This is a genomic window from Accumulibacter sp. (genome assembly GCF_032229525.1).
GTDB lineage: Bacteria > Pseudomonadota > Gammaproteobacteria > Burkholderiales > Rhodocyclaceae > Accumulibacter.
In genome coordinates this window covers 21,355-44,610 of sequence record NZ_JAVTWB010000145.1, presented here as the reverse complement: position 1 = coordinate 44,610, position 23,256 = coordinate 21,355, and the positions used below count along the sequence as shown (strand labels likewise).

The 23,256-nt window shown below is 66.2% G+C and carries 22 protein-coding genes and 1 riboswitch; of the genes, 20 read left to right on the top strand and 2 right to left on the bottom strand.

All coding sequences use genetic code 11. The annotated features are described in order from the left end of the window. Positions 1-19 precede the first annotated feature (19 nt). A complete protein-coding gene (locus RUW20_RS11010) occupies positions 20-1,438 on the bottom strand; it encodes a PLP-dependent aminotransferase family protein (protein ID WP_313952260.1) in 1,419 nt (472 codons plus the stop codon). A 154-nt stretch (positions 1,439-1,592) separates the two neighbouring features. Between RUW20_RS11010 and RUW20_RS11005 the strand changes: the two genes are divergently transcribed. The 15 genes from RUW20_RS11005 (at position 1,593) to cobJ (ending at position 14,229) form a co-directional block, all read left to right on the top strand. Next, on the top strand, positions 1,593-1,952 hold the full coding sequence (locus RUW20_RS11005) for a DUF2917 domain-containing protein (protein ID WP_313952259.1): 360 nt from the start codon (positions 1,593-1,595) through the stop codon (positions 1,950-1,952). 152 nt (positions 1,953-2,104) lie between these two features. Beyond that, entirely contained in the window at positions 2,105-3,205 is a 1,101-nt protein-coding gene (locus tag RUW20_RS11000) for a type IV toxin-antitoxin system AbiEi family antitoxin (protein ID WP_313952257.1), read from the top strand. A gap of 135 nt (positions 3,206-3,340) precedes the next feature. Next, positions 3,341-3,570: riboswitch (cobalamin riboswitch) on the top strand. Positions 3,571-3,684: 114 nt separating this feature from the next. Continuing rightward, complete coding sequence (locus tag RUW20_RS10995) at positions 3,685-3,876, top strand: hypothetical protein (protein ID WP_313952256.1); 192 nt, start codon at positions 3,685-3,687, stop codon at positions 3,874-3,876. Further along, positions 3,873-4,478 (top strand): cob(I)yrinic acid a,c-diamide adenosyltransferase, encoded by a 606-nt coding sequence (cobO, locus tag RUW20_RS10990; protein WP_313952255.1) that lies wholly within the window; start codon positions 3,873-3,875, stop codon positions 4,476-4,478. Before RUW20_RS10995 ends, cobO begins: the two co-directional genes overlap by 4 nt. A gap of 8 nt (positions 4,479-4,486) precedes the next feature. Continuing rightward, positions 4,487-5,806, top strand: a complete 1,320-nt coding sequence (locus RUW20_RS10985) for a cobyrinate a,c-diamide synthase (protein ID WP_313952270.1) — start codon at positions 4,487-4,489, stop codon at positions 5,804-5,806. A 16-nt stretch (positions 5,807-5,822) separates the two neighbouring features. Beyond that, positions 5,823-6,479, top strand: coding sequence for an energy-coupling factor ABC transporter permease (locus tag RUW20_RS10980; protein WP_313952254.1), 657 nt, complete (start codon positions 5,823-5,825; stop codon positions 6,477-6,479). Between the two features lie 2 nt (positions 6,480-6,481). Continuing rightward, complete coding sequence (cobM, locus tag RUW20_RS10975) at positions 6,482-7,258, top strand: precorrin-4 C(11)-methyltransferase (protein ID WP_313952253.1); 777 nt, start codon at positions 6,482-6,484, stop codon at positions 7,256-7,258. A gap of 6 nt (positions 7,259-7,264) precedes the next feature. After that, on the top strand, positions 7,265-8,173 hold the full coding sequence (locus tag RUW20_RS10970) for a sirohydrochlorin chelatase (RefSeq protein ID WP_313952252.1): 909 nt from the start codon (positions 7,265-7,267) through the stop codon (positions 8,171-8,173). 6 nt (positions 8,174-8,179) lie between these two features. Next, a complete protein-coding gene (locus tag RUW20_RS10965) occupies positions 8,180-8,854 on the top strand; it encodes a precorrin-8X methylmutase (protein WP_313952250.1) in 675 nt (224 codons plus the stop codon). Beyond that, on the top strand, positions 8,851-10,017 hold the full coding sequence (locus RUW20_RS10960) for a cobalt-precorrin-5B (C(1))-methyltransferase (protein ID WP_313952249.1): 1,167 nt from the start codon (positions 8,851-8,853) through the stop codon (positions 10,015-10,017). The genes RUW20_RS10965 and RUW20_RS10960 overlap by 4 nt, the downstream gene beginning before the upstream one ends. Next, the gene (gene cbiE / locus RUW20_RS10955) at positions 10,004-11,290 is read left to right on the top strand and encodes a precorrin-6y C5,15-methyltransferase (decarboxylating) subunit CbiE (RefSeq protein WP_313952248.1); all 1,287 of its coding nucleotides are present in this window, start codon (positions 10,004-10,006) and stop codon (positions 11,288-11,290) included. The genes RUW20_RS10960 and cbiE overlap by 14 nt, the downstream gene beginning before the upstream one ends. Further along, complete coding sequence (cobI, locus tag RUW20_RS10950) at positions 11,287-12,081, top strand: precorrin-2 C(20)-methyltransferase (protein ID WP_313952247.1); 795 nt, start codon at positions 11,287-11,289, stop codon at positions 12,079-12,081. The genes cbiE and cobI overlap by 4 nt, the downstream gene beginning before the upstream one ends. Next, positions 12,078-12,821, top strand: coding sequence for a cobalamin biosynthesis central domain-containing protein (locus tag RUW20_RS10945; RefSeq protein WP_313952246.1), 744 nt, complete (start codon positions 12,078-12,080; stop codon positions 12,819-12,821). The genes cobI and RUW20_RS10945 overlap by 4 nt, the downstream gene beginning before the upstream one ends. Continuing rightward, positions 12,818-13,279 carry a cobalamin biosynthesis protein gene (locus RUW20_RS10940; RefSeq protein WP_313952245.1) on the top strand — a complete coding sequence of 154 codons (462 nt, stop codon included), beginning with the start codon at positions 12,818-12,820 and terminating at the stop codon, positions 13,277-13,279. The genes RUW20_RS10945 and RUW20_RS10940 overlap by 4 nt, the downstream gene beginning before the upstream one ends. Next, positions 13,276-14,229 carry a precorrin-3B C(17)-methyltransferase gene (cobJ, locus tag RUW20_RS10935; protein WP_313952244.1) on the top strand — a complete coding sequence of 318 codons (954 nt, stop codon included), beginning with the start codon at positions 13,276-13,278 and terminating at the stop codon, positions 14,227-14,229. Before RUW20_RS10940 ends, cobJ begins: the two co-directional genes overlap by 4 nt. Positions 14,230-14,276: 47 nt before the next feature. Here the strand turns inward: cobJ and RUW20_RS10930 are convergent, their stop codons facing one another. Further along, positions 14,277-14,834: a YaeQ family protein gene (locus RUW20_RS10930; protein ID WP_313952243.1), complete on the bottom strand. Its 558-nt coding sequence runs from the start codon at positions 14,832-14,834 to the stop codon at positions 14,277-14,279. Positions 14,835-15,132: 298 nt separating this feature from the next. Between RUW20_RS10930 and RUW20_RS10925 the strand changes: the two genes are divergently transcribed. The 5 genes from RUW20_RS10925 to RUW20_RS10905 are packed head-to-tail and all read left to right on the top strand — an operon-like array spanning position 15,133 to position 23,232. Continuing rightward, a complete protein-coding gene (locus RUW20_RS10925; RefSeq protein WP_313952242.1) occupies positions 15,133-18,480 on the top strand; it encodes a CHASE domain-containing protein in 3,348 nt (1,115 codons plus the stop codon). Next, positions 18,480-18,869, top strand: coding sequence for a response regulator (locus RUW20_RS10920; RefSeq protein WP_313952241.1), 390 nt, complete (start codon positions 18,480-18,482; stop codon positions 18,867-18,869). The genes RUW20_RS10925 and RUW20_RS10920 overlap by 1 nt, the downstream gene beginning before the upstream one ends. Then, entirely contained in the window at positions 18,862-20,583 is a 1,722-nt protein-coding gene (locus RUW20_RS10915; RefSeq protein ID WP_313952240.1) for a diguanylate cyclase, read from the top strand. The genes RUW20_RS10920 and RUW20_RS10915 overlap by 8 nt, the downstream gene beginning before the upstream one ends. Next, complete coding sequence (locus RUW20_RS10910; protein WP_313952239.1) at positions 20,561-22,579, top strand: GAF domain-containing protein; 2,019 nt, start codon at positions 20,561-20,563, stop codon at positions 22,577-22,579. The genes RUW20_RS10915 and RUW20_RS10910 overlap by 23 nt, the downstream gene beginning before the upstream one ends. Continuing rightward, the gene (locus tag RUW20_RS10905; RefSeq protein WP_313952238.1) at positions 22,576-23,232 is read left to right on the top strand and encodes a response regulator transcription factor; all 657 of its coding nucleotides are present in this window, start codon (positions 22,576-22,578) and stop codon (positions 23,230-23,232) included. Before RUW20_RS10910 ends, RUW20_RS10905 begins: the two co-directional genes overlap by 4 nt. Positions 23,233-23,256 lie beyond the last annotated feature (24 nt).

Here is a 23,256-nt window from a genome sequence, read left to right as displayed (position 1 = left end):
GGCGCGAGGCTTGCCGAGCTCACTGCGTCATCAGGGCGCCGAGGCGGCGAACCGCGTCCTCGATCTCGGGCGTGTGCGGGTTGCCGCAGTTGAGCCGCAGGCAGTTGCGATACATGCCGCTGGCCGAGAAGAGCTCACCCGGCACATACGCGACACCGGCGGCGATCGCCCGGTCGTATAGCGCGGTGGTATCGACGTCGTCCGGCAGTTCGAGCCACAGGACGAAGCCGCCCTGTGGCTGAGTGATCCGTGTTGCGGGCGGGAAGTGCCGGGCGACCGCGGCCCGCATGGCGTCGACCTGGCGTTCATAGATCCGCCGCAGGCCGCGCATGTGGCGGTCGTAGGACCCCGATTCGAGGTACTCCGCCAGGACGTGCTGGGTGATCGGATTGGTGCCGCCGCTGCTGACCGTCTTGTGCAGGGCGACTTGCCGCCGGTAGCGGCCGGCGGCGACGAAGCCGATGCGCAGGGCTGGCGACAGGCACTTGGAAAAGGATGAGCAGAGCATGACGTTGCCCGTCCTGTCGAAAGCCTTGATCGGTCTCGGTGGCGTGTTGCCGAAGTAGAGGTCGCCGTAGATGTCGTCCTCGATCACCGCCACGCCGCGCTCGGCCGCCAGATTGGCGAGTCGGCGCTTGTGCTCGTCGGGCATGATGCTGCCCAGCGGGTTGCTGGCGTTGGGCACCAGCAGGCAGGCCGCGACCTGGCCCGTCCGCGTGGCCAGGTCGAAGGCCTCGATGGAGATGCCGGTGCACGGATCGGTCGGGATTTCCAGCGCTTTCAGGCCCAGCGTCTCGAGTAGCTGAAGCATCAGGTAGTAGGCCGGCGATTCGACGGCCACCGTGTCGCCGGGGCTGGTCACCGCGCGCAGGCACAGGCCGAGGGCCTCGGTGCAGGAGTTGGTGATGATGAACTCGTTCGCGGCCAGCGGCCCGGCCCAGCCGAGGGAGCGCAGGAGCAGCTGATGGACCAGCGCCGGTTCGTCCATGTTGATGTGGCTGCCGCCTTCGAGCAGCCGGGGATGGCGTCGCACGACGCCACCGTAAAGCCGCTGCAGGGCGGCCAGTGGCAGCAGGGTGGACGAGGGCAGGGCGGCGCCCAGCGGCGCCACGCCGGGCTTGATACCGGTCTGCAGGACGCGCATCAGGCGTTGGCTGACATCCACCGGCACCGCTTCGTCGGGGGTCGAGCGAACGCTGGGTTGCGCCCGAGGCGCTGGTGCATGGCGAACGAAATAGCCGGATTGCGGGCGTGCCTCGACCAGCCCCTGGTCTTCGAGCTGGTGCAGCGCCTGCAGGACGGTCGAAACCGAAAGCCGCCGCTCGCGCGAAAGCCGCCGCACCGACGGTAGCCGTTCGCCCGGTCGCAGATTGCCGGCGGCGATGATGCTGCCGAGATCCTCCGCCAGCCGTTCGTAACGCAAGAGTTCGTTTTCCATTTTCTCCACCAATACAGTTGCCGCTGGTCGTGACAGGTACAGTTGTTGCCGTTACAAATTGTGCTGGTCACAATTCTGTCCAGGTGTGACTGTATCATCAGCGGCGGACGTTCTACACTGTTCTACGTCAACACCCGCAACAGGAGATACCGCCATGGACTTCGATTTGTACAACAGCGAACTATGTCTTGCCCATAACGCACCGATCCGGCTGGCGTCTGCCAGCGGTGTGCGCATCATCTGCACCGCGGGTCGGGTCTGGCTGACGGTCGAAGGCGAAGCCGGCGATTTCCTTCTGGCAGCCGGCGATAGTCATCTCGTTCGCGGTCACGGTCTGGCCTTGCTGGAAGCCATCGGCAGCGGCCGGGTCAGGTTCGAGAAGGCCCCCGACCCCTGGCGCAAGCTGGTCCTTGCTCCCTTGCAAAGGCTCTGGCAGGCAGGGCGCGAGCTGCCGCTGCTCGATCGACACCCGGCACGCTCGCTGCCTGTGGGTCCGCGCCACGCTGGCGCGTAGTCCCGTGCTCGGCAGCTTGCCAGCGGCCGGTTAGCCGCCGATTGCGACCCCTTCTTCGTGACTGACAGCGTCGTGAAGGCAGCAAAGAATGGAACAACGGCCGATCTGCGTTCATAATTCTCGATTGTTCACGACCATAACGGTGGGCGGCGATGGGCGAGGAAGAGCCGGGGACCCTTCTCGAAAGGGTGGCGCAGGCACTGCGCGGGCATGGACTGATGGTCAGCGTGCAGGGCGAACCCGAAGGCACCGCCCGGCGCCGGCCCGCCGCACACTTGCGCCTGAGCAAGGATGGCCACCAGCTTGACTATTCCGCAGCGCTCCAGCGCTGGCTGGCGCCGAGCTCTCTCGGGGCCGTGCTGACGCAGTTGCGGCACTCGGTGGACCTTGGCGAACCGCCGCCGTTGCTGGTCACCGACTACGTGAGCACGTCGCTGGCGGATCAACTGCGAGAACAGCAACAACAATTCGCCGATACCGCTGGCAACGCCTATCTCGAGGCCGGCGGCTTCTTCGTCTTCGTCAGCGGGCGCAAGCTGCATGCGAAGCAGCGTGCGCTACGGGCGAGCAGTGGCTTCAGCGCAACCCGGCTCAAGGTCCTCTTCGCGCTGATCTGCGATCCTGACCTGGCCGCGGCGCCTTACCGAGCGATCGCGGCGGCGGCGGGGATCGCCCTCGGTGCCATGCCGGCGGTGATCGCCGATCTGCAGCAGCACGGTGCCTTGATCGTCAGCGAGCAACGGCGGCGTCTGAACAGCAGCAAACGGCTGCTCGACGAGTGGGCCCAGGCTTATGCTCTTGGTCTGCGCGGGAAGACGCTGGCCGGTCGCTATCTGACGCCGCAGTTCGATGCTTGGCGCCAGTGGCAGCTCAACCCGGCGCACACCCGCTGGGGTGGTGAGGCGGCAGCCACCCTGCTGGTTGGCGAGCATTCTCCACACGAACTGACGCCGGGCGTGCTGACCCTCTACGGTGATAAATTGCCCGCGCGGCTGATTGACCAGCAGCAACTCGAGGCGGCAACCCCGGCCGCCTACGAGCATCTGGTCGAACTGCGCAAACCTTTCTGGGGCCAGTCCCTGGACGCCGATGAGCCTGCCGCAACGGTGCCGCCGGCGCTGATCTACGCCGACCTGCTCGCCGCCGGTAGTGCGCACTGCCTCGAAATGGCAGAGCTGATCTATAACGCTCACCTGGTCGCCCGCTTTCCGCCTGGCGCAGCCCTGGCGGCAAGCACGGATTGGTGCCTGTAGACGGGTTTTCGCGTTGCCCGGAGTTGGCGGGGCGGTGCCCCTGGCGCCTGGCTTTGGGCGATCCCCTCCGCGCCTCCCAGGCACTTGCGGGAGCTGTGCGCCAAAGCGCTTGACAGTCCTCTCCCGCGTCGAGTAAAAGATGCCGATGCTTCAGGTGTCCCGAGGGTGTTCGCTCGCGGGACGAAATGGGAAGCCGGTGCATCAGGCCTTGTTCCACAGGTCGTGACTATCCCGGCGCTGCCCCCGCAACGGTAAACGAGAGCAAGGATCTGCAACACGCCACTGTGCAATCGCATGGGAAGGCGCAGGTCCAGGGATTGCCCCGCTCGTGAGCCCGGAGACCTGCCTGACGCATACAGATCGGCATCGCGGAGGGCGATGTCTCGGTAAACTGGCTTTCGGCCGCTTTCCCGGTGCCTCCTCCTCCTCGTGTCGTTTTTAGTTCGGCTTGCGCGCGGGTGTGCGCAGAGGAGAACAAGGTGCGTGCACTATCCCTACCGGCGCAGGCCGGCGCGCGGCTCGCCCGCTCGTCCTGCCCTTATGCCCTGACGCCGTGCGACGCCGGGCATAGCCCGCGCGGCCCGGCGCGTGATCCCGGCAACTCTCCCTCCAGCGCTGCCGGCGCTTACCCCGCCATCGGCAGTGACGCGATCGATCGGGGGCGGGCGTGAGCGCCGGCGATCGCGAGCAAGGCCATCGCACCCGCATGCAGCGCAAGAAAGCGGTCGTCGATGCGGCCATTGCTCGTGCCGATCGGGACAAAGGCCTGTTGCTGGTCCTTACCGGCAACGGCAAGGGCAAGTCGAGCTCGGCTTTTGGCATGCTCGCCCGCGCCCTCGGTCACGGCCTGCGGGTGGGTGTCGCGCAGTTCATCAAGGGGCGCTCGGATACCGGGGAAGAAGCCTTCTTCCGTGCTCAGCCAAACGTCGTCTGGCACGTGCTGGGCGAAGGTTTTACCTGGGAAACGCAAAACCTCGAGCGCGATCGGGAAACGGCCCGGCGTGCCTGGGCCGTCGCGCGCGAAATGCTCAGCGACCCGTCGCTGGGGTTGATCGTGCTTGACGAGCTAACCTACGCATTCAAGAACGGCTGGTTGGACCTGCCAATCGTACTTGCCGATCTCGCCGCTCGCCCGGCGATGCAGCACGTGGTGATCACCGGCCGCGGCGCGCCCGAAGCGCTCTGTGAAGCGGCCGATACGGTCAGCGAGCTGCGCGACGTCAAGCACGCCTTTCGCGCCGGCATCCGCGCGCAAAAGGGGGTCGATCTGTGAGCGCCGCGGTGAGCACGGTGCGCGCCTGTTCGGCACTGTTCATTGCTGCACCCGCCTCCGGCCAGGGCAAGACGACGGTCACCGCGGCGCTCGCCGCCCGTCATCGCGGGCTGGGGCGCAAGGTGCGCATCTTCAAGACCGGCCCCGATTTCCTCGACCCAATGATCCTCGAGCGCGCGTCAGGCGCGCCGGTCTATCAGCTCGACCTGTGGATGGGCGGTGAGGATCACTGCCGTGAACTTCTCTATGAGGCGGCCGCCGAAGCCGACCTGATCCTGGTCGAAGGGGTCATGGGGTTGTTCGACGGCGACCGTTCGAGCGCCGATCTGGCCGCGCTGTTCGGCATTCCGGTGCTGGCGGTGATCGACGGCAGTGCCATGGCCCAGACCTTTGGTGCGCTGGCCCATGGTCTGGCCAGCTACCGGCCGGGCTTGCCCTTTGCCGGTGTCTTCGCCAACCGGGTCGCTGGCGAACGCCATTACGAGATGCTCGCCGAGAGCCTGCCGACGGGGCTGCTTTCCTTCGGTTGGTTGCCGCGCGACGCCGACATCGCCCTGCCGGAGCGCCATCTCGGCCTGGTGCAGGCGGCCGAAGTGGCCGATCTGGACGCCCGCATCGCCCGCGCCGCCGCCGCGCTCACGGGGTTTCAGGAAGCCTTGCCAGCGCCGGTGCCTTTCACCGCGCCAGCGGCGCAGCCGGCCGACGCGCCGCCAGCGCTGCTCGGCGTGCGCATCGCCGTGGCGCGCGATGGCGCCTTCGCCTTTCTCTACCGGGCCAATCTGGACCTGCTGCGCGCCTTGGGCGCCGAGCTGACGTTCTTCTCGCCCTTGCGTGATCCTGCGCTGCCCGAGGCCGATGCGCTCTACCTGCCCGGCGGCTATCCCGAACTTCACCTCGCGGCGCTGGCCGCCAATGCGCCCCTGCGCGCCGCCATCCGCGCCCACCATGCCGCCGGCAAGCCCCTTGTTGGCGAGTGCGGTGGCATGCTCTATCTACTCGAATCGCTTGCCGATACTGAGGGTAATGTCGCCGAGATGGTCGGCCTGCTGCCCGGGCAGGCGACGATGCTCGGCCGGCTCGCCAACCTCGGCCTGCACCGCGTCGTGCTGCCCGAGGGCGAGTTGCGCGGGCATACCTTTCACTATTCCCGGATGGAAACGCCGCTGTTGCCGACTACTACCAGCGAAGGCGCGCGTCCGGGGCGGCGCGGCGAGGCCGTCTATCGCGTCGGGCGTCTGCACGCCTCGTACCTGCATCTCTATTTTCCGTCCAATCCGGAGGCGGTGGCACGTCTGTTTGCGCCAGCACCTTCTTCATTTTCCAGCTGAAAGAAAGGAAATCACCATGCATATTGAACCCGGAATCATCGCCCCAGCCAAAGTCGCGCTGGCCAACGTCGTCGCCGCCGGCGTCGTCGCCTACTACGCCAGGGATCTGCTCAAACGACCCGCGGACATCGTCCGGACAGGGCTCGCGGCATTGTTCTTCTCACTGTTCATGCAGAGCTTGCACGTCAATGTGGGTCCCTCGGAATTGCACTTCGTCGGCGCCATGGCCATCTACCTGACACTCGGTTTTCTGCCGACGCTACTTGGCTTTGCCGCCGGGCTGTTGCTCCAGGGCCTGCTCTTCGAACCCGTGGATCTGCCGCAGCTGGCGGTCAACTCGCTGTCGCTGATCGTGCCCCTGATCGCCGTCCACTACAGCGTTGGTCGCCAGCTGCGTGCGGCCATGGCCGGCCGCGTCGTCAGCTGGGGGTCGATCGTCAAGCTTGATGCCATGTACTACTCCGGCGTCACCGCGATGGTCGGTTTCTGGCTGCTCGCCGCCGAGGTGGCGACGCCGCTGGCCGCCTGGGCGTCGTTTGCCAGCTCCTACCTGCTGATCGTCATCTGCGAGCCCTTGTTTACGCTGGCTGTCGTTCGCCTTCTCAAGCGCCACGAGAATAAGCGCCTGATCGCCGCCTGCTTCAACATCCAGTCGCTCAAGCTGGCGAACTGAAGATGGGCAAGGTGTGGTTCGTTGGCGCGGGTCCGGGCGACCCCGATCTGATCACGGTCAAGGGCCGCGATCTGATCGCCCGCGCCGGGGCGATTCTTTTCGCCGGGTCGCTGGTCTCGGAGGCCGCCATGCGCTGGGCGCCGGCGGGCTGTGCGATCGCCGATTCCAAGGACATGGCGCTGGCGGAAATCACCACCTGGCTGATCGAGCAGGCGCAGACCAAAGCCATCGTCATTCGTCTGCAGACCGGTGACCCGGCACTGTACGGTGCGCTGATCGAGGTGACGCAGCCGCTTGATGCCGCTGGTATCGAGGTCGGCGTGGTGCCGGGCGTCTCGTCGGCGATGGCCGCGGCGGCCGCCGCCGTCGAGACGCTGACCTTGCCCGAGGTCACCCAGACGGTGATCCTGACCCGCGTTGCCGGCCGCACGCCGATGCCGGAAGGCGAATCGCTGCAGGAACTGGCGCAGCACCACTGCACGCTGTGTGTGTTTCTCTCGATCACCCTGCTGCAGCAGGTGGTCGAGGACTTGCGCGCGGCCGGCTGGCGCGACGACGCCGCGATCCTGGTGGTCCACAAGGCGAGCTGGCCGGGTGAGGAAAAGATCATCCGCGGGACGCTCGCCGACATCCGCGACAAGTGTCGCGCGGAAAAGATTGCCAGCCAGGCGATGATCATCGCCAGTCCGGCGCTCGGCGCACGGCACTGGCCACAACTGAAGAAATCGAAACTCTACGACGCAACTTTCACGCACCGCTTTCGCCGGGCATCGGAGTAAAACGAGATGGATAGTTCGACCACATTGCTGCTTGCCGCGCACGGCTCCCGCCACCCCGAGGGCAACGACGAGATCCGCCGCTTCGCTGTCGAGTGGCGGCAGCGTCATCCCGCCTGGCGGATCGAGGTGTGCTTCATCGAGCACGCTGACGTGCTGCTCGCCGAGGGTCTGCAGCGGGCGGCAAGGGGTGCCCGCCGGGTGCTGGTCATTCCCTTGATCCTCAACGCCGCCGGCCACGTCAAGATGGAGTTGCCAGCGGCCATGGACGCCGCTCGTACCGCTCATCCGGAGGTCAGTTTTCACTGCGCCCGTCATCTCGGCATGGGGCGCGAGGTGTTTGCCGTGCTGCAGGGTCAGCTCGCGCAATTGATGAAATCGCTGGCCATGCCGGACCCGCAAACCACCGGGGTGATCCTGCTTGGCCGCGGTTCCTCCGATGCCGGTGCCAACGGCGAACTGGCCAAGCTGACGCGCTGGCTGTTCGAGGCCCACGAGCACGAACTGGTCGAACTGGCGTTTACCGGCGTCACCTGGCCACGCCTGGAAACCGTCGTTCAGCGGCAGGTACGGCTGGGCATGACGCAGCTCTGCATCGTGCCGGTCTATCTGTTCAACGGCGTCCTGATCCAGCGCATCAAGGCGCAGGTCGAACGGCTGCAGAAGCAGTACCCACAGATCGCTTTTGCGGCCGGCAGCTACTTCGGTTTCGATCAGGGCATCTTCGACCTGCTCGATGCGCGCGTCGCCGGCCGCGACCTGCCCAGCGGGGCACTGCTTGAATGCGATGGCTGCAAGTATCGCCAGGCAGCCGAGGCCGAGCACCTGCACGACCACAGCCATACCGTCACGATCGCTAGCGTTCACGCCCATGCGCATGACGTCGGCCAGGACGACCATCAGCACGCCCATATCTGAGCCGCCATGACCGCCCACAACGTTACCGAGCAACTGACCGCCAGCGGCCGCGCCATCGAGCACGGTTCTTTCGCCATCATCGACGCCGAAGTCGGGGCGCACGATTACACCGCCGAACAGTGGCCGCTGGTGCGACGGATGATCCACGCCAATGCCGATTTCGAGTTCAATGGCCTGACCGTCTTTCACCCGCAGGCGATAGCCGCTGGTCTCGCCGCGGTGCTCAAGAGCGGCACGCCGATCGTCACCGACGTCGAGATGATCTGTACCGGCTTGTCCAGGCCGCGTCTGCAGCATTTCGCGCTGCACACGCGGCACTACATCTCCGATCCGGACGTCATCGAGCGGGCGCACGCCGAGAATACGACGCGGGCCGTGCAGGCGATGCGCAAGGCACATCGCCAGGGTCAGCTCGACGGCGCCATCGTCGGCATCGGCAATGCGCCGACGGCGCTGATCGAAGTGGTGCGCCTGATTCGTCAGGAGGGTGTCCGTCCGGCACTGGTGATCGGCATGCCGGTTGGTTTTGTCTCGGCAGCCGAGTCGAAGGATCTGTTGATGAGCGTTGGCGACGTCCCCTGGGTGGCCATCCGCGGCCGCAAGGGCGGCTCGACGCTGGTCGTCGCGGCCATTCACGCGCTACTTTCCTTCGCCGAAAACGAACAGCAACGCCTGGCATGAGCGACACCGCTGAAGCGCTTGCGCCGCCCAAGCTGCGCAAGTCGGCGACGCGTCGGCAGCGTGGCAACCGCACCGGTTTCAGCACCGGCGCCTGCTCGGCAGCAGCAGCACGCGCGGCGACGCTCGGCCTGCTGAGCGGGCAGGTGCCCGAGCACGTCCTGTGTCGGCTGGCCAATGGCCAGCAGGTGAGCTTCGCCGTGATCGATGCCAGCGTTGTCGGCGAAGGCCTGCTGCGCCGCGCCTGCGCCGCCATTGTCAAGGATGCCGGTGACGATCCCGATGTCACGCACGGCGCGCATCTGACCGCCGCTGTGCAGCGCTTGCCGCAGCGTGCCGGCGAGATCGAGCTGTGTGGCGGTCCCGGGGTCGGCACGGTCACCCGCGAGGGGCTCGGTCTGACCCTGGGCGGGCCGGCGATCAACCCGGTGCCGCAGCGCAATATTCGCGACAACGTGCGGGCGGTCGCTGGCGAACTGCTTGAGCACGACGGGCTGCGGGTGACCATCTCGGTCCCGGGCGGCGAGGAGATGGCCAAAAAGACGCTCAACGCGCGTCTGGGAATTCTTGGGGGCATTTCGATCCTCGGTACCACTGGCATCGTCCGTCCGTACTCGACCGCCGCCTTTCGCGCCAGTGTCGTCCAGGGGGTCGAGGTGGCGGCCAGGCAGGGCCAGCGCAGCGTCGTGTTCACCACCGGCGGGCGCAGCGAGAAGTTCGCCATGCGCCAGTTGGGCGAACTCGACGAAAGCTGCTTCGTGCAGATGGGCGACTTCGTCAAGGCGGCATTTCTGGCCGCAGTCAAGCAGGACATGCAGCACGTCTTGGTCGGCGCGATGGTCGGCAAGCTGACCAAGATGTGCCAGGGCCTGGCGGTGACGCACGCCTGGAAGGCCGAGATCGACCGCGACGTACTCGCTGAGGCGGCACAGGAGGTTGGCGCGCCAGCAGACTTGGTCGAGGCCATCCGCAACGCCGAAACCGGTCGTTTCGCCGCCGAACGCCTGGCCACGCTGGGACTCGGTGAAGCCTTCCATCGGGCGCTGGCGATGCGCGCCATCCGCAGTCTCAAGGCCTGCTACCCCGGTAGCTATCGCTTGACCGTGCTGGTCTGCGACTTCGAAGGCCGTTTCATCGTTCGTGTGGAGGAAAATGAAGCCCTGTGAACCGTGTGCCGTGATCGGCATTCTCGACGACGGCTGGGCCGGCCTGGCGGACCGCGCGCGCCAGCGGCTGCTCGCCGCCGACCTGGTGATCGGTGCCGCGCGCACCCTTGACCTGGTGCGCGCGCAGCTGCCGACGGACTGCCAGCTGCAGGACATGGACGCGGCGATCAAGCAGGTGCCGCAATGGATCGCGGCGGCGCGCGCGGATGGCCGATCGGTCGCCGTTCTGGCCACCGGTGACCCGCTCTGTCACGGCATCGCGCCGCTGCTCATCGGCAAGCTTGGCGCCGCGCAGATCGAGGTTCTGCCGGCGCCGTCCACCGTTCAACTGCTTTGTGCGCGCCTCGGCAAGCCCTGGCAAAACCTGCGCATTGCCTCGTGTCACGGTGCCGACGCCGGCGAGTGGTGGCTTGGCGCGTCGCCCGCGCATGGCCTCTACCGCGTACTGCGGGCAATCGCCCTGCAGCCGCTGGTGGCGGTGTTCACCGGTTCGGAGAACACCCCGGCGCGGCTGGCGCGCGCGCTGCTCACCGCCGGCTACGGTGCGGATCTCAGACTGTCGGTGGCTTGCCGCCTGCTGTTGCCGGACGAGCAGCTGTTTCCCGATCTGCCACTCGCGGAGGTTGCCGAGCGCGAGTTTCCGGAGCCGAACGTGCTGCTGGTCGAAAGGGTGCTGCCGGGCGGGTCGGCAGCCCTCGGTCGCGAAGACCACGCGTACCTGCAGCGGGCGCCGGAAAAAGGCCTGATCACCAAGCAGGAGGCGCGCGTCCTGTCGCTGGCCAAGCTGCATTTGGCGGCCGACGCGGTGGTCTGGGATATCGGCGCCGGTTCCGGAGCGGTCGGGCTGGAAGCGGCGGCCCTGGTGCCCCTGGGGCACGTCTGGGCAATCGAAAAGAACGCCGGTGACGCCAGCAATGCGCGGGCCAACGCCGTCCGCTTCCGGGCCAGCAACTACACGCTGGTCGAAGGCCGGGCGCCAGCTCTCCTCGATACCTGGCCCGACCCCGATGCGGTATTCATTGGTGGCTCCGGCGGCGAACTCGCCGAACTGATCGAACGCATTCTTGGCCGCCTGAAGCCGGGTGGCCGCCTGGTGATGAACTTCGTCACCCTCGAAAACCTGGCTACCGCCACCCACGCGCTGGCTGCCGCTGCCGTGCCGTGGGAGCTGGTACAGCTGCAGGCCAGTCGCAGCCAGCCGATTCTCGACATGCACCGGCTGGCCGCCCAGAACCCGGTGTGGATCCTCACCGCAAGAAAGGAAGAACAATGACCTGCTATGGAAAACTGATCGGCGCTTCACTCGGCCCCGGCGACCCCGAACTGATCACTCGCCGCGCCTGGGCGGTTCTGCAGTCTGGTGCGCGCTGGCTGTACCCGGTGAAAAAGGCCGAGGACGACTCGTACGCACTGGCCATCGTCACGCGCGGCGGCATCGCCGTGCCCGACGACGCCGAGCAACTGGTCTTCCCGATGAGCCGCGACGCCGAGATTCTCGGCAAGGCGTGGGCGCGCGCCGCCCTGCGCACGGTCGAGCTGCTCGCCGAAGGCCGCGACCTGGTGTTCCTGGTCGAAGGCGACGCGTCGACCTTTTCCACCTTTGGTCACCTGGCCCGCGTCGTCCGCGGACTGGCACCTGAGGTGGTCGTCGAGACGATCGCCGGCGTCAGTTCGTTCGCCGCTGCCGCGGCGACCACCGGCAGCACGCTGGCCGAGGAAGATGAAACGCTGGCGGTGATTCCGGCGGCCTACGGCGTCGGCGTCATCGATCACCTGCTCGACGAGTTCGATACCGTCGTCCTGCTCAAGGTCAAGCCGCTGCTGGACGAAGTCATCGAGCTGCTGGAGCGGCGTGGCCTGCTCGACAGCACCTGTTTTGTCGAGAAGGTCGGCGCGCCGGACGAGCGCGTGGTTCGCGACGTGGCCAGCCTGAAAGGCGAAAAAGCCAATTACCTGTCCCTGATGCTGGTCCATAACCCGAAGCGTGTGCGCGGCGAATTGCGTCGCGGTTGCCGCACGCGCAAGGAAGCACTGGCAGCGGCGCCGGCAGCCGAGGCCGCATGAAGATCGCTGTCGTCGCCATCACCCGGCACGGCATTGCCCTGGCTGGCAAGGTGGTCGCCGCGCTGCCCGGTGCCTCGCTGTTCGCCCCGGAAAAGTTTCGCGCCGAGGCTGAAGCCGCGGCGCCGGCGGTCGTGCAGTGTTACAGCGGCAAGGTCGGCGAGCAGGTGCCGGCGCTGTTCGCCGCCTTCGACGGCATCGTCGCCATCGTCTCGCTGGGTGCAGTCGTCCGCCTGATCGCGCCGCATCTGGGCGACAAGGAAAGCGACCCGGCGGTGGTGGTGGTGGATGAGGCCGGCCGCTTTGCCATCCCGGTGCTCTCGGGGCATGTCGGCGGCGCCAACGCCCTGGCTGGCCAGCTGGCCACCGCGCTGGGAGCGACGGCCGTGCTGACCACCGCCTCGGACGCTCGCCAGACGCTGGCCGTCGACCTCCTCGGTCGCGAACTCGGCTGGACGATCGAGGCGACGCACGCCGAAATCGTTCGCGTCAGCGCCGCGGTGGTCAACGACGAGCCGGTGGCTGTGGTCCAGGAAGACGGCCGCGGCGACTGGTGGACGGGGCACGCCAATGGTCGCAGTGGCCCGCTACCCGCGACGCTGCAACGCTTTTCCCGCCTCGAAGACGTCGATCCCCAGCGCTTCGCTGCGCTGCTCTGGATCAGCCAGCGTGCAATGCCGGCCGACTATGCGGCGCAGCTGGCCGGCAAGGTGATCGTCTACCGGCCGGGGGAGGCGCGTTGAACGGCGCTCCTGGCGCGGAAAACCCGCGGCAGTTTGCGCTTGCACTGGGTCTCGGCTGCGATCGCGGCACGCCGGCGGCGACCATCAACCAGGCCATCAGCGAGGCGCTGGCGGCCTGCGGCGGGCAGCCGTCGGACGTCCGTGCGGTGGCCAGCATCGACCTCAAGGCCGACGAAGCGGGCCTGCTGCAGGTGGCCAGGGAACGGGCCTGGTGTATCCACTTTTACGCGGCGGCCGAGCTCGCTGCCGTTGACGTTCCCAATCCCTCGGAAACGGTACGCCGGCACACCGGTTCTGCGTCGGTTTCCGAAGCGGCGGCGCTGCTTGCCGCCGGCGCCGACAAGGCCGATCTGATTGTCGAAAAACACAAGCTGCGCGGCCCGGATGGCCGCAACGCCACTATCTCCATTGCCCGAATTCACCAACGAGCACAAATGAGCACCGATGAGCGCCAATGAACGCCACTGACCCGATCCAGAAAACAGGAAAAATCATCCTCGTCGGCTTCGGCCCGGGGGCGCCGGAACACATGAGCTTGCGCGCACGCGCGGCAATCGCCGAGGCCGACGTGGTCATCGGCTACGCCACCTACATCAAGCTGGTGAAAGACCTGCTCGACGGCAAGCTGGTCATCCGCAAGGGTATGACCGAAGAGCTCGATCGTTGCAACGAAGCCTGGGAGCATGCCCGCCAGGGCAAGATCGCGGCGGTCATTTCGTCCGGCGACATCGGTGTCTACGGGATGGCCGGTCCGACCTACGAAGTCCTGCTGCAAGCGGGTTGGCGCCCCGGTTCGGGAATCGAGGTCGAGGTCGTTCCCGGCGCCACGGCGCTGTCGGCATGCGCGGCGCTGGTCGGCGCGCCGCTGACGCACGACTTCTGCTCGATCTCGCTCTCCGACCTGCTGACGCCGTGGCCGGTCATCGCCCGCCGGCTGAACGCCGCGGCGCACGCCGATTTCGTGGTCGCCCTGTACAACCCGAAGAGCGGCCGGCGCACCGGCCAGATCGTCGAGGCGCAGCGCATCCTGCTGCGCCATCGCGCACCGGAGACGCCGGTGGCGGTGGTCAAGTCGGCGTACCGCAAGAAGCAGGCGATCCAGCTGACCACCCTGGCGCAAATGGCCGAATGCGAGATCGGCATGTTGACCACCGTCCTGATCGGTAACAGCAGTACCTTCGTGCAAGACGGCCTGATGATCACCCCGCGTGGCTACGCCAACAAGTACGCCGGACTCGGTGGTGAGACGCGGGCTGGCGAGCAGGCCGGTCGCTCGCTGAGTCTCGGGCTCGAAGGCTGGCAAGCGGAGGTGCGCGAGCGTCTGGCGCTGGGGCAGCGCAGCGACGAAATTGCCCGCTTTTTCGACCTGCCGGTCGCTGAAATCGAGGCCGTAGTGAGCGAGCGCTAGCCGCCCGTCCGAGCCGGTCGCGCACCGGTCGGGTCACCAGGCGCGTACTATTGGCCGCGGACGTGGGCAGTCATCGACGCCGCCGGCTCGACCAGAATATTCTCTGTGGCATCGCTCAGCCAGGCACTGCCATCGGTGATCATGCAGGCGATAGTCATTCCGCGCTGGGTCAGCGCGGCCAGCGCGACGCTTGTTTCGCGCGGTAGGGTGAAGATGCTCAGGTTGTCGAAACGGCCAAGTGCGTCGGCCACTCGTTCCCACCAGAGGCTCGCCTTGCTGCCACCGTAGGCGTAGACAACCACTTGCCGTGCGCGACCACAGGCTTTGCGCAGATGCTTTTCATCCGGCAGGCCGACGTCGATCCATAGCTCGATTTCATCAGTCAAGGATTTTTGCCAGAGATCGGGTTCATCCTCGGTGGACAGTCCTTTGGTGAACTGCAGGGTGTCGCTGGCATGTAGCGCAAAGGCCAGCAAGCGCACCATCATCCGCTCGTCGGTCTCCGAGGGGTGGCGGGCGATGGTCAGCGCGTGCGTGGCGTAATAGCCGCGATCGGTATCCGACACGGTGAGTTCAGCTTTGAAGATGGTGGCTTTCAGTGCCATGTACGGGCTCTCTTGCGGGTGGGCGGCCAGTGTGCGCGAAACACTGCATTCGAACAAGGCGCCGGTGATTCGGCGACGCGCGCGCCAGGGCTGCAAGGGAAAAGCGGTGAGGGCTCATTTCCGGAGCGTGCTCCCCCAAATGCTTGATTGACCGTGGTTCACAGCAGAACCTATACTCATGACAAGGCCACTGATGTTCCGATTCCCCCATCCTTCGCCCGGAGGGTGACCCGCGCCGATCAGGTGGCGACAACGCGCGGGGGTCGGCAAGCGACGTGGTGGAGGGTGGCGACCAGTGATGACTCCGTTCGGCATTCAGCGCAGCGCACTTTTTTCGCTGATCGGTGGCCTGGCGTTGACCCTCTGGGCGGGCCAATGGGCTGCCGGCATCGCCGAAGGCGAGGCACGTCACGCTTTCGACAGGGCCGCTGCGGGACGTTTCCTGCAACTCAAGGAGCGACTGGATGCCTACGAAGGCGTCCTGCGCGGCCTGCAGGGATTTTTCGCGGGATCGACCGAGGTAGATCGCGACGAGTTCCAACGCTATATCCAGCGCCTTGATCTCGAGGTGCGTTTGCCTGGCGTCCAGGTCATCGGTTTCGCGCGCCGCGTGCCTGCCTCGCGGCGCGCCGCCTATATCGATGCTGTCCGTTCGGATCGTCGACTCGAACCGCAAGGATATCCAGCATTCTCCATTCGTCCGCCTGACGAGCGGCCAGAGTACCTGGTCACTGAATATACGGAACCAATGAAAGGCAACGAAGCGGCGTTCGGCTTCGACCTGTTCAGCGAGGATGAACGCCGGCTCGCTGCCGAGCATGCGCGCGCGAGCGGTGCGCCCGCTGCAACCGCGCCGGTAAAACTGGTCCAGGAGACAGGAAGTCAGGCCAGCTTCCTGTTGATGTTGCCGCTGTATCGCAACGGCGCATCGATTGCGACGGTGGAGCAACGGCGGGAAGCTTTCGCCGGCGTGGTTTACGCGGCGTTCCGGATGGAGGATCTGGCGCGCGGGGTGTACGGGCGTGAGGCGGACAGTTTTGACCTGACGGTGGTCGACGTCGGCCGGGCAGGCAGCGCTGGTGTCGAGGCGCTGTCTCTGCTGCATCTGACGCCGGCGGATGCAGCGCTCTCGTCGTCGGCCTACGCCAGAGAAACGCGCCTCGCGTTCGGCGGCCGGGAGTGGCGGCTACGCACCGAGGCGGTCGATCCGGCGGTGGCCGTCAAGCGCACCGCTGTCACCGTGTTGACCGGCGGTGCGCTGATCAGCGTCCTCTTGTTCGCCCTGCTGCAGGCCTTTGCCGGATCGCGCGCGCGCGCGCTCAAGCTGGCTGATGGCATGACGCGCGAGCTGCGCGAATCGGAGGCGCGCACCCGCGCGGTGCTGGACAACACGCTCGATGCGATCATCACCATCGACGAGCAGGGGCTGATCGAAAGCTTCAACCTCGCCGCCGAGAATCTTTTCCGCTACCGCACCGAGGAGGTGCTTGGCCGCAACATCAAGATGCTGATGCCTGAACCGTACGCCGGCGAGCATGACGGTTACCTCAGTGCCTATCGTGGTACCGGGGTGCGCAAGATCATCGGTATCGGTCGCGAAGTCGTCGGCAAGCGCGCCGACGACAGTTGTTTTCCGATGGAGCTGGCGGTCACCGAGGTGGTGGTGAACGATCGCCGCCGTTTCATCGGGCTGGTACGTGACATCACCGAACGCAAGCAGGCCGAAGAGCAACTGCACGAGCTCAACCGGCGTCTGGACCTGGCCGCCGAATCGGCCGCGTTCGGGGTATGGGATTGGGATATCACGGCCAACACCCTGGTCTGGGACGACCGTATGTACGCGCTCTATGGCGTTCGTCGCGAAGACTTCAGCGGCGCCTACGCCGTCTGGGAAGACGCCATTCATCCCGATGATCGTGATCTCGCCGTCGCCGCGTTGCAGGCGGCGGTGCGTGGCGAGACGCCGTTCGACATCGAGTTTCGCATTCGCGTCCACGGCCGCTTTGGCGAAGAGCTCCGTTATATCAAGGCCAACGGCCTGGTCCTGCGCGATGGCGCTGGACAGGCGCAGCGGATGATCGGCATCAACTACGACATCTCCGAGCGCAAGAAGATCGAACAACTGAAGAACGAGTTCGTGTCGACGGTCAGCCACGAGCTGCGCACGCCCTTGACCTCGATTCGCGGTTCGCTGGGCTTGCTCGAGGGCGGTGTCGGGGGCGAACTGCCGGATAGCGCGAAATCGCTGATCGGTATTGCGGCCAACAACTGCGAGCGGCTGGTCGCGCTGATCAACGATATTCTCGACATGGAGAAAATAGCGTCGGGTAAGCTCAGCTTCGATCTCGGCATACAGCCGCTGATGCCGCTGATCGAGCGGGCTGTCGAGGCCAATCATGGCTTCGCGGTGCAGCATGACGTGCGTCTCGAGATCCTTGCACGTCTTCCCGATGCCAGGGCACGGGTCGACCCGGATCGTTTCTTGCAGGTACTCGCCAACCTGCTCTCGAACGCGGCCAAGTTTTCACCCCGCGGTGAGACGGTGGGTGTCTCCTTGCTGCGCCGTGACCAGCACCTGCGTATCGAAGTCGTCGATCGCGGGCCGGGAATCCCCGAGGAGTTTCGCGCGCGCATTTTCGAGAAATTTTCGCAGGCCGATGGATCGACGACGCGCGACAAGGGCGGCAGCGGTCTCGGTCTCTCGATCTCGCGGGCGCTGGTCGAGCGGATGGGTGGCCAGATTGGCTTTTCGAGTGTTGTCGGCGAAGGGTGCTGCTTCTGGTTCGAGCTGCCGGAGATGTTGGTGGAGCGGGGGCCGCTGTCGAGTGAAGCGAAACCCGTCGACGAGGTGCCGGGCGACGGGCCCAGGGTGCTGGTCTGCGAAGACGACCTCGATGTCGCACAGCTGCTGTCGACGCTGCTGACGCAGGCGGGCTACCGGGTCGATTGGGCGGCGAGTGCGGCGATTGCCAAGGAGCGCCTGGCAGCGCACAGGTACGCTGCGATGACCCTCGACATGGGCTTGCCCGACGCCAGCGGCATGGATCTGCTGCGCGAGTTGCGTAGCAGTGACGTCGGTTTCGAGCTGCCGGTGGTGGTCGTCTCGGGTTCGAGGAATGTGGCGACGCCAATTATCGGCGGCCCGCTGGCGGTGTCCGACTGGCTGGACAAGCCGATCGACCCGCCGCGACTGGCCGCCGCCGTCAAGCGCGCGGTGCATGGCCGGAAGTCACAGCGGGCGCGGATCCTGCACGTCGAGGACGACGCCGATCTGGCGCGCATCGTTGCCGTTCAGTTCGGCGATCTGGCGGAAATCATCGGCGCGCCAACGCTGTCTACTGCCAGGGACGAGTTGGCCAGCAGGGCCTTCGACGTGGTGATTCTCGACCTCGGCCTGCCAGACGGCTCGGGGCTGGGCCTGCTGCCGATGATCCAGGAATTGGCGCCGCAGCCGCAGGTCATCATCTTTTCGGCCAGCGACGCCGAGGCGCGCCTCGAGGCGCAGGATGCGGTGGTCGCCAGACTGGTCAAGTCGCGCACGTCGAACGAGCGGCTGGTGGAGATCGTGCGTGAACTCACCCAGGGCGCGTGGCGAGGCGAAGCGCGCAGTCCAACAGGAACGACAGGAAAAACAGGGGAAAAATGATGAGCGGTACGCTGAAACGCATTCTTTGTGTCGAAGACGAAGCCGATATCCGCACGGTGGCGAAGCTGGCGCTCGAAGCCGTCGGTGGCTTTTCCGTCGAGCTCGCTGCATCCGGTGAAGAAGCCCTGTTGCGCGCGCGCGAGTTCCTCCCCGAACTGCTGCTGCTTGACGTGATGATGCCGGGAATGGACGGGCCGGCGACCCTGCGTGCCTTGCGCGCCTTGCCGGAAACCGCTGCCGTGCCGGCGATCTTCCTGACCGCGCGCGCGCACCCGGGCGAGGTGATGTCACTCAAGGCGCAGGGGGCCATCGGTGTGATCACCAAGCCTTTCGACCCGATGAAGCTGGCTGACGACGTGCGCAGCCTCTGGGAGAGCCGCGATGCGTGATCGGCCCACTGAACCCGTCGACGGTGCCGACCGTGCCGCCCAATTGGCCGCGCAACTGGCCGCGCAACTGGCCGACCTGGGCGAGGAATTCCTGCACTCGGTGCCGGCACGAGTTGGCGAAATCAAAGCGGCGTGGGCGGGGGTCACCGAGAACTGGGACGAGGCGGCGCTGGTCGCGCTGCGTGAGGCTGCGCATCGTCTTGCCGGCGCGGCGGGAACCTTTGGCCAACTCCAGCTGGGGGCCAAGGCCCACCAGCTCGAGGAGCTGGTGCAGCGCCTGCGGGCAAACCCCGCCGAGCGTGGTGATCGCGCGAACGAGCAGCTCAAGGCGCTGCTGGCGAGTCTGGTGGTGACGGTCGGTGTCGCCACGCCGACGGTCGCCGAGGTGACGGCTGCGGAAGTGGTGGTGGCCTTGCCGGATGCGCCGAGGAGGCGCCGGATCTTTGTCGTCAATGACGATCGCCTGCTCGGCAAGGAGATGGTTGAAAAACTCAATCAATACGGCTACGAAGCGCGTCTCTTCGAGACGCCGGTCGAGGTCATCGAAGCCTTGCGCAAGACGCGTCCCGACGCCCTGGTCTTCGATCTTGCCTTTCCCGGCGGCCTGCTTGATCAGACGCTGCTGGCGGAGGTCCGGACGCTGGCGCCGGTGCCGGTGCCGGTGCTGGTCGTTTCCGAGCGCGGCGATATCGAGGCGCGCCTGCACGCCTTGCGCGGCGGTTGTGATGCTTACCTGACCAAGCCGCTCGATATCGGCGTGCTGGTCGATCGGCTCGACGATCTGGTCGACAAGATTGACCACCGGCAGGCGCGGGTGCTGATTGTCGAGGACGACCAGAGCACCGGCAGGGCACTGGTTGCCGTGCTGGCGAACGCCGGCATCATGACTGAACTGGTCAGCCGCCCGGAGGATTTGCTCGGTAGGATGGAGGAGATGCTGCCCGATCTGATCGTCATGGACATGTATCTTCCAGGCTGTCGTGGCGACGAGTTGGTGGCGATCATCCGCCAGATCGATACCTGGCAGGGGGTGCCGATCATCTACCTGTCGGTTGAGGCCGACCGTGACCGACAATTGGTGGCCCTCGAACACGGCAGTGATGACTTCCTGCAGAAGCCGATCACCCCCGAGCATCTGCAGCGTGTCGTCGGCGCACGCATAGAACGGGCGCGACGGGTACGGTCACTGATGACTCGCGACAGTCTTACCGGTCTGCTCAATCACGCCCGCTTCATGGAGCAACTCGAAATCGAGGTGATACGTGCCCGGCGGGGTGGCAAGCCGCTGTCGGTGGCGATGATCGACATCGACGAGTTCAAGGCGGTCAACGACAGCCATGGCCACGCCGTCGGTGATATCGTCATCAAGAGTCTGGCGCGCTTGCTGCAGCAACGTCTGCGTCAGGTGGACGTGATCGGCCGCTACGGGGGCGAGGAGTTTGCGGTGGTCTTTCCGGAGACACCGTGTCCGGCAGCGCGTGCAGTGCTCGAGGAAATCCGCCGCCTGTTTGCCGATCTGTTTTTCCACCGGCCGGACGGTGACTTCACGGTAAGCTTCAGTGCCGGTGTCGCCGCACTCGACGAACATTCCGCGGCGAGGCGACTCCTCGAAGCCGCCGACCGCGCGCTGTACCGCGCCAAGAGTCGCGGGCGTAATCGAGTCGAGGTTGCCGCTTCGCAGGAGGGTTCAGATGAGCAACACTGCATCCAGTGACAAACGCATTCTGGTCGTCGAGGACGATCCGCTGGTCGCGCGCGCGCTGGCGCTGCGGCTCGCCGCGATGGGTTATAAGGTCGCCGGGCCGGTTGCCACCGCCAGGGAGGCGGTGGAGCTGGCGGCGCGGGAACGCACGGACCTGGTGTTGATGGACATCGTGCTGTCGGGGAAGGTCGACGGCATCGCGGCGGCACAGGAGATTCTCGACAAGCAACGTGTCCCGCTGCTCTATCTGACCGCCTACGCGGACGACGAGTACTTCGCGCGCGCCCGCCTCACGGCGCCGTATGCCTACCTGATCAAACCCTACAGTGACCGCGAGCTGCAACTGGCGATCGAACTCGCGCTGCAGCGACACCAGCACGACACCCTGTTGCGCATCGAAGCCGAGCGCCAGGATCAGCGCATAGACGAACTCGCGACCCTGCTCTCGGCGCTGGTCGAGGGCTCGACCGACTGCATCTTCGCCAAGGACTGCGCTGGCCGCTACGTGCTTTGCAACCACGCCCTCGAGAAACTGTTCGGCCGTACCCGCGAGGACATCCTCGGGCGTCGCGACGACGAACTGCTGCCCGCCGAAATGGCCGCCCGCTTTCGTGCCGACGACCAGCGGATCGAGGCGACGGCAAGGAGCGAGACCCTGGAGGAGGTGTTCAGCGTGGGTGACCTCACCCGCACCTTCCTGACCACCAAGGGCTGTCTGCAGATCGCCGGCAAGGTGCGTGGTGTTTTTGGCATTGCCCGTGACATCAGCGATCGCAAGGACGCCGAGCTGCGCCTGCGCCGGCTGAGTGGTTTCTACAACGCGCTCGCCCAGACCAATCAGGCGATCATGCACGCAGAGTCGGCCGATGCGCTGCTCGAGCGCGCCTGCGAGATCGTCGTTCGCCATGGCGGTGTCAGCGGCGCCTGGATCGGGCTGCTCAACGCCGACGGCTGGCTGCGCGTCGCCGCCGAGCACGGCATGGCCAAGGCGTATCTTGGCGGCTTGCGCATTTCGATCGACGGCCAGGAGGAGGAGGGGCATGGTCCGGTCGGGACCGCGATGCGTGAGGCTGCCACGGCGATCTGCAACGATTACCTGGCCGACCCACGTACGCGTCCCTGGCAGGAGCGCGCACGGGCGGCGGGGATTCGGGCCTCGGCGGCATCGCCCATCCGCCGCGCTGGCGAGGTGGTCGGTGCCTTCAGCCTGTACGCCGGACAGGTCGACTTCTTCGACCACGGCTTGATCGAGTTGCTTGGTGAACTGGCCAGCGACATCTCGTTCGCGCTCGACAACTTTGATGCCGATGTCCGGCGCCAGCGCGCCGAAGCCGACCTGCGTGGCACGCTTGAGCGCCTGCATGTGCTCTCGGCACGTCTCATCGGTGTGCAGGAAGCCGAACGGCGTCGTCTCGCGCGCGATTTGCACGACGATATCGGACAGAACCTGACGATGATCAAGATCGTCCTGCAGGGCCTGACCCGCTGGAGTGGCGGCAACGACGACGGAATCCGCGAGGCGGGCGAGATTGCCGACCGCACCTTGCAGCGGGTACGCTCGCTGTCGGTGGCGCTACGCCCGCCGCAACTCGACGATTTGGGCCTGGTGCCGGCACTACGCGCGCATCTCGACAGCACCTGTCGCCACGCCGGGATCCGGGCGAGCTTGGTTGCTGATGTGTGTCCGCCACAACTACGAGAGGAAACCGCGATCGCCTGTTTCCGTATCGCACAGGAGGCACTGAACAACGTCGTCCGCCACGCCGGCGCGACCGCCGTAGTCTTCGAGTTGCGCTTTGCGGATGGTGCGCTGAGACTTTCCGTTCGCGACGATGGCAGGGGCTTCGACGTGGCGGCGGCGTTGGCCAACGCCGCGCGCGGACAGAGTCTTGGCCTGCTCTCGATGCAGGAGCGCGCGGAGCTTGCTGGCGGGGATCTGACGGTGATCTCGCAGCCCACCGGTAGCGAAGTTCGCGCCAGGCTTCCTCTTCCCGAGGCGAGCTCGTGAGCGACAGCATTCGCGTCGTCCTCGTCGACGATCATGGTCTCGTGCGTGCCGGCATCCGTTCCTTGCTCTGCGCTTTCGCCGGTGTCGAGGTGGTCGGCGAGGCGGACAATGGTGGCGGTGCGATTAGCCGCGTCGGCGAGTATTTACCTGATGTGTTGCTGATCGATATCGCCATGAACGGCATGAACGGGCTGCTGGCCACGGCCGAGGTGCGCCGCCTGTACCCGGCGGTGCGGGTGGTGGTGCTGTCGATGCACGCCGACGCCGAATACGTCTTGCAGGCGCTGCAAGCGGGGGCCGTAGGCTACCTGATCAAGGACGCGGCACCGGTCGAACTCGAGCTTGCCCTGCGCGCCGTCATGCGCGGTCAGACCTGGCTTTCACCAAGCGTTTCGCGGCAGGTTGTCGACGGTTACGTGGCGCGTCTGAATGGCGACATTGTGGCTCACGAAGCCTTGACGCCTCGCCAGCTCGAGATTCTGCGGCGCATCGCCGGGGGCTGCGGCGCCAAGGAAATTGCCTTCGATCTGGGGATCAGTGCCAAGACCGTCGAGTCGCATCGCGCCCAGATCATGGAGCGGCTCGGCATCCACGAGGTGGCCGGCCTGACCCGTTACGCGATCCGGACCGGCCTCGTTTCGGCCGACGAGTAGGGTTCGGTTCGGCCGGCTTCCCGG

What these genes read in the sequence shown, in the direction of transcription:
- RUW20_RS11010 (WP_313952260.1), bottom strand. Translation starts at nt 1,438, where the DNA reads ATGGAAAACGAACTCTTGCGTTACGAACGGCTGGCGGAGGATCTCGGC.
- RUW20_RS11005 (WP_313952259.1), top strand. Translation starts at nt 1,593, where the DNA reads ATGGACTTCGATTTGTACAACAGCGAACTATGTCTTGCCCATAACGCA.
- RUW20_RS11000 (WP_313952257.1), top strand. Translation starts at nt 2,105, where the DNA reads ATGGGCGAGGAAGAGCCGGGGACCCTTCTCGAAAGGGTGGCGCAGGCA.
- RUW20_RS10980 (WP_313952254.1), top strand. Translation starts at nt 5,823, where the DNA reads ATGCATATTGAACCCGGAATCATCGCCCCAGCCAAAGTCGCGCTGGCC.
- cobM (WP_313952253.1), top strand. Translation starts at nt 6,482, where the DNA reads ATGGGCAAGGTGTGGTTCGTTGGCGCGGGTCCGGGCGACCCCGATCTG.
- RUW20_RS10970 (WP_313952252.1), top strand. Translation starts at nt 7,265, where the DNA reads ATGGATAGTTCGACCACATTGCTGCTTGCCGCGCACGGCTCCCGCCAC.
- RUW20_RS10965 (WP_313952250.1), top strand. Translation starts at nt 8,180, where the DNA reads ATGACCGCCCACAACGTTACCGAGCAACTGACCGCCAGCGGCCGCGCC.
- RUW20_RS10960 (WP_313952249.1), top strand. Translation starts at nt 8,851, where the DNA reads ATGAGCGACACCGCTGAAGCGCTTGCGCCGCCCAAGCTGCGCAAGTCG.
- cbiE (WP_313952248.1), top strand. Translation starts at nt 10,004, where the DNA reads ATGAAGCCCTGTGAACCGTGTGCCGTGATCGGCATTCTCGACGACGGC.
- cobI (WP_313952247.1), top strand. Translation starts at nt 11,287, where the DNA reads ATGACCTGCTATGGAAAACTGATCGGCGCTTCACTCGGCCCCGGCGAC.
- RUW20_RS10945 (WP_313952246.1), top strand. Translation starts at nt 12,078, where the DNA reads ATGAAGATCGCTGTCGTCGCCATCACCCGGCACGGCATTGCCCTGGCT.
- cobJ (WP_313952244.1), top strand. Translation starts at nt 13,276, where the DNA reads ATGAACGCCACTGACCCGATCCAGAAAACAGGAAAAATCATCCTCGTC.
- RUW20_RS10930 (WP_313952243.1), bottom strand. Translation starts at nt 14,834, where the DNA reads ATGGCACTGAAAGCCACCATCTTCAAAGCTGAACTCACCGTGTCGGAT.
- RUW20_RS10925 (WP_313952242.1), top strand. Translation starts at nt 15,133, where the DNA reads ATGACTCCGTTCGGCATTCAGCGCAGCGCACTTTTTTCGCTGATCGGT.
- RUW20_RS10920 (WP_313952241.1), top strand. Translation starts at nt 18,480, where the DNA reads ATGAGCGGTACGCTGAAACGCATTCTTTGTGTCGAAGACGAAGCCGAT.
- RUW20_RS10915 (WP_313952240.1), top strand. Translation starts at nt 18,862, where the DNA reads ATGCGTGATCGGCCCACTGAACCCGTCGACGGTGCCGACCGTGCCGCC.
- RUW20_RS10910 (WP_313952239.1), top strand. Translation starts at nt 20,561, where the DNA reads ATGAGCAACACTGCATCCAGTGACAAACGCATTCTGGTCGTCGAGGAC.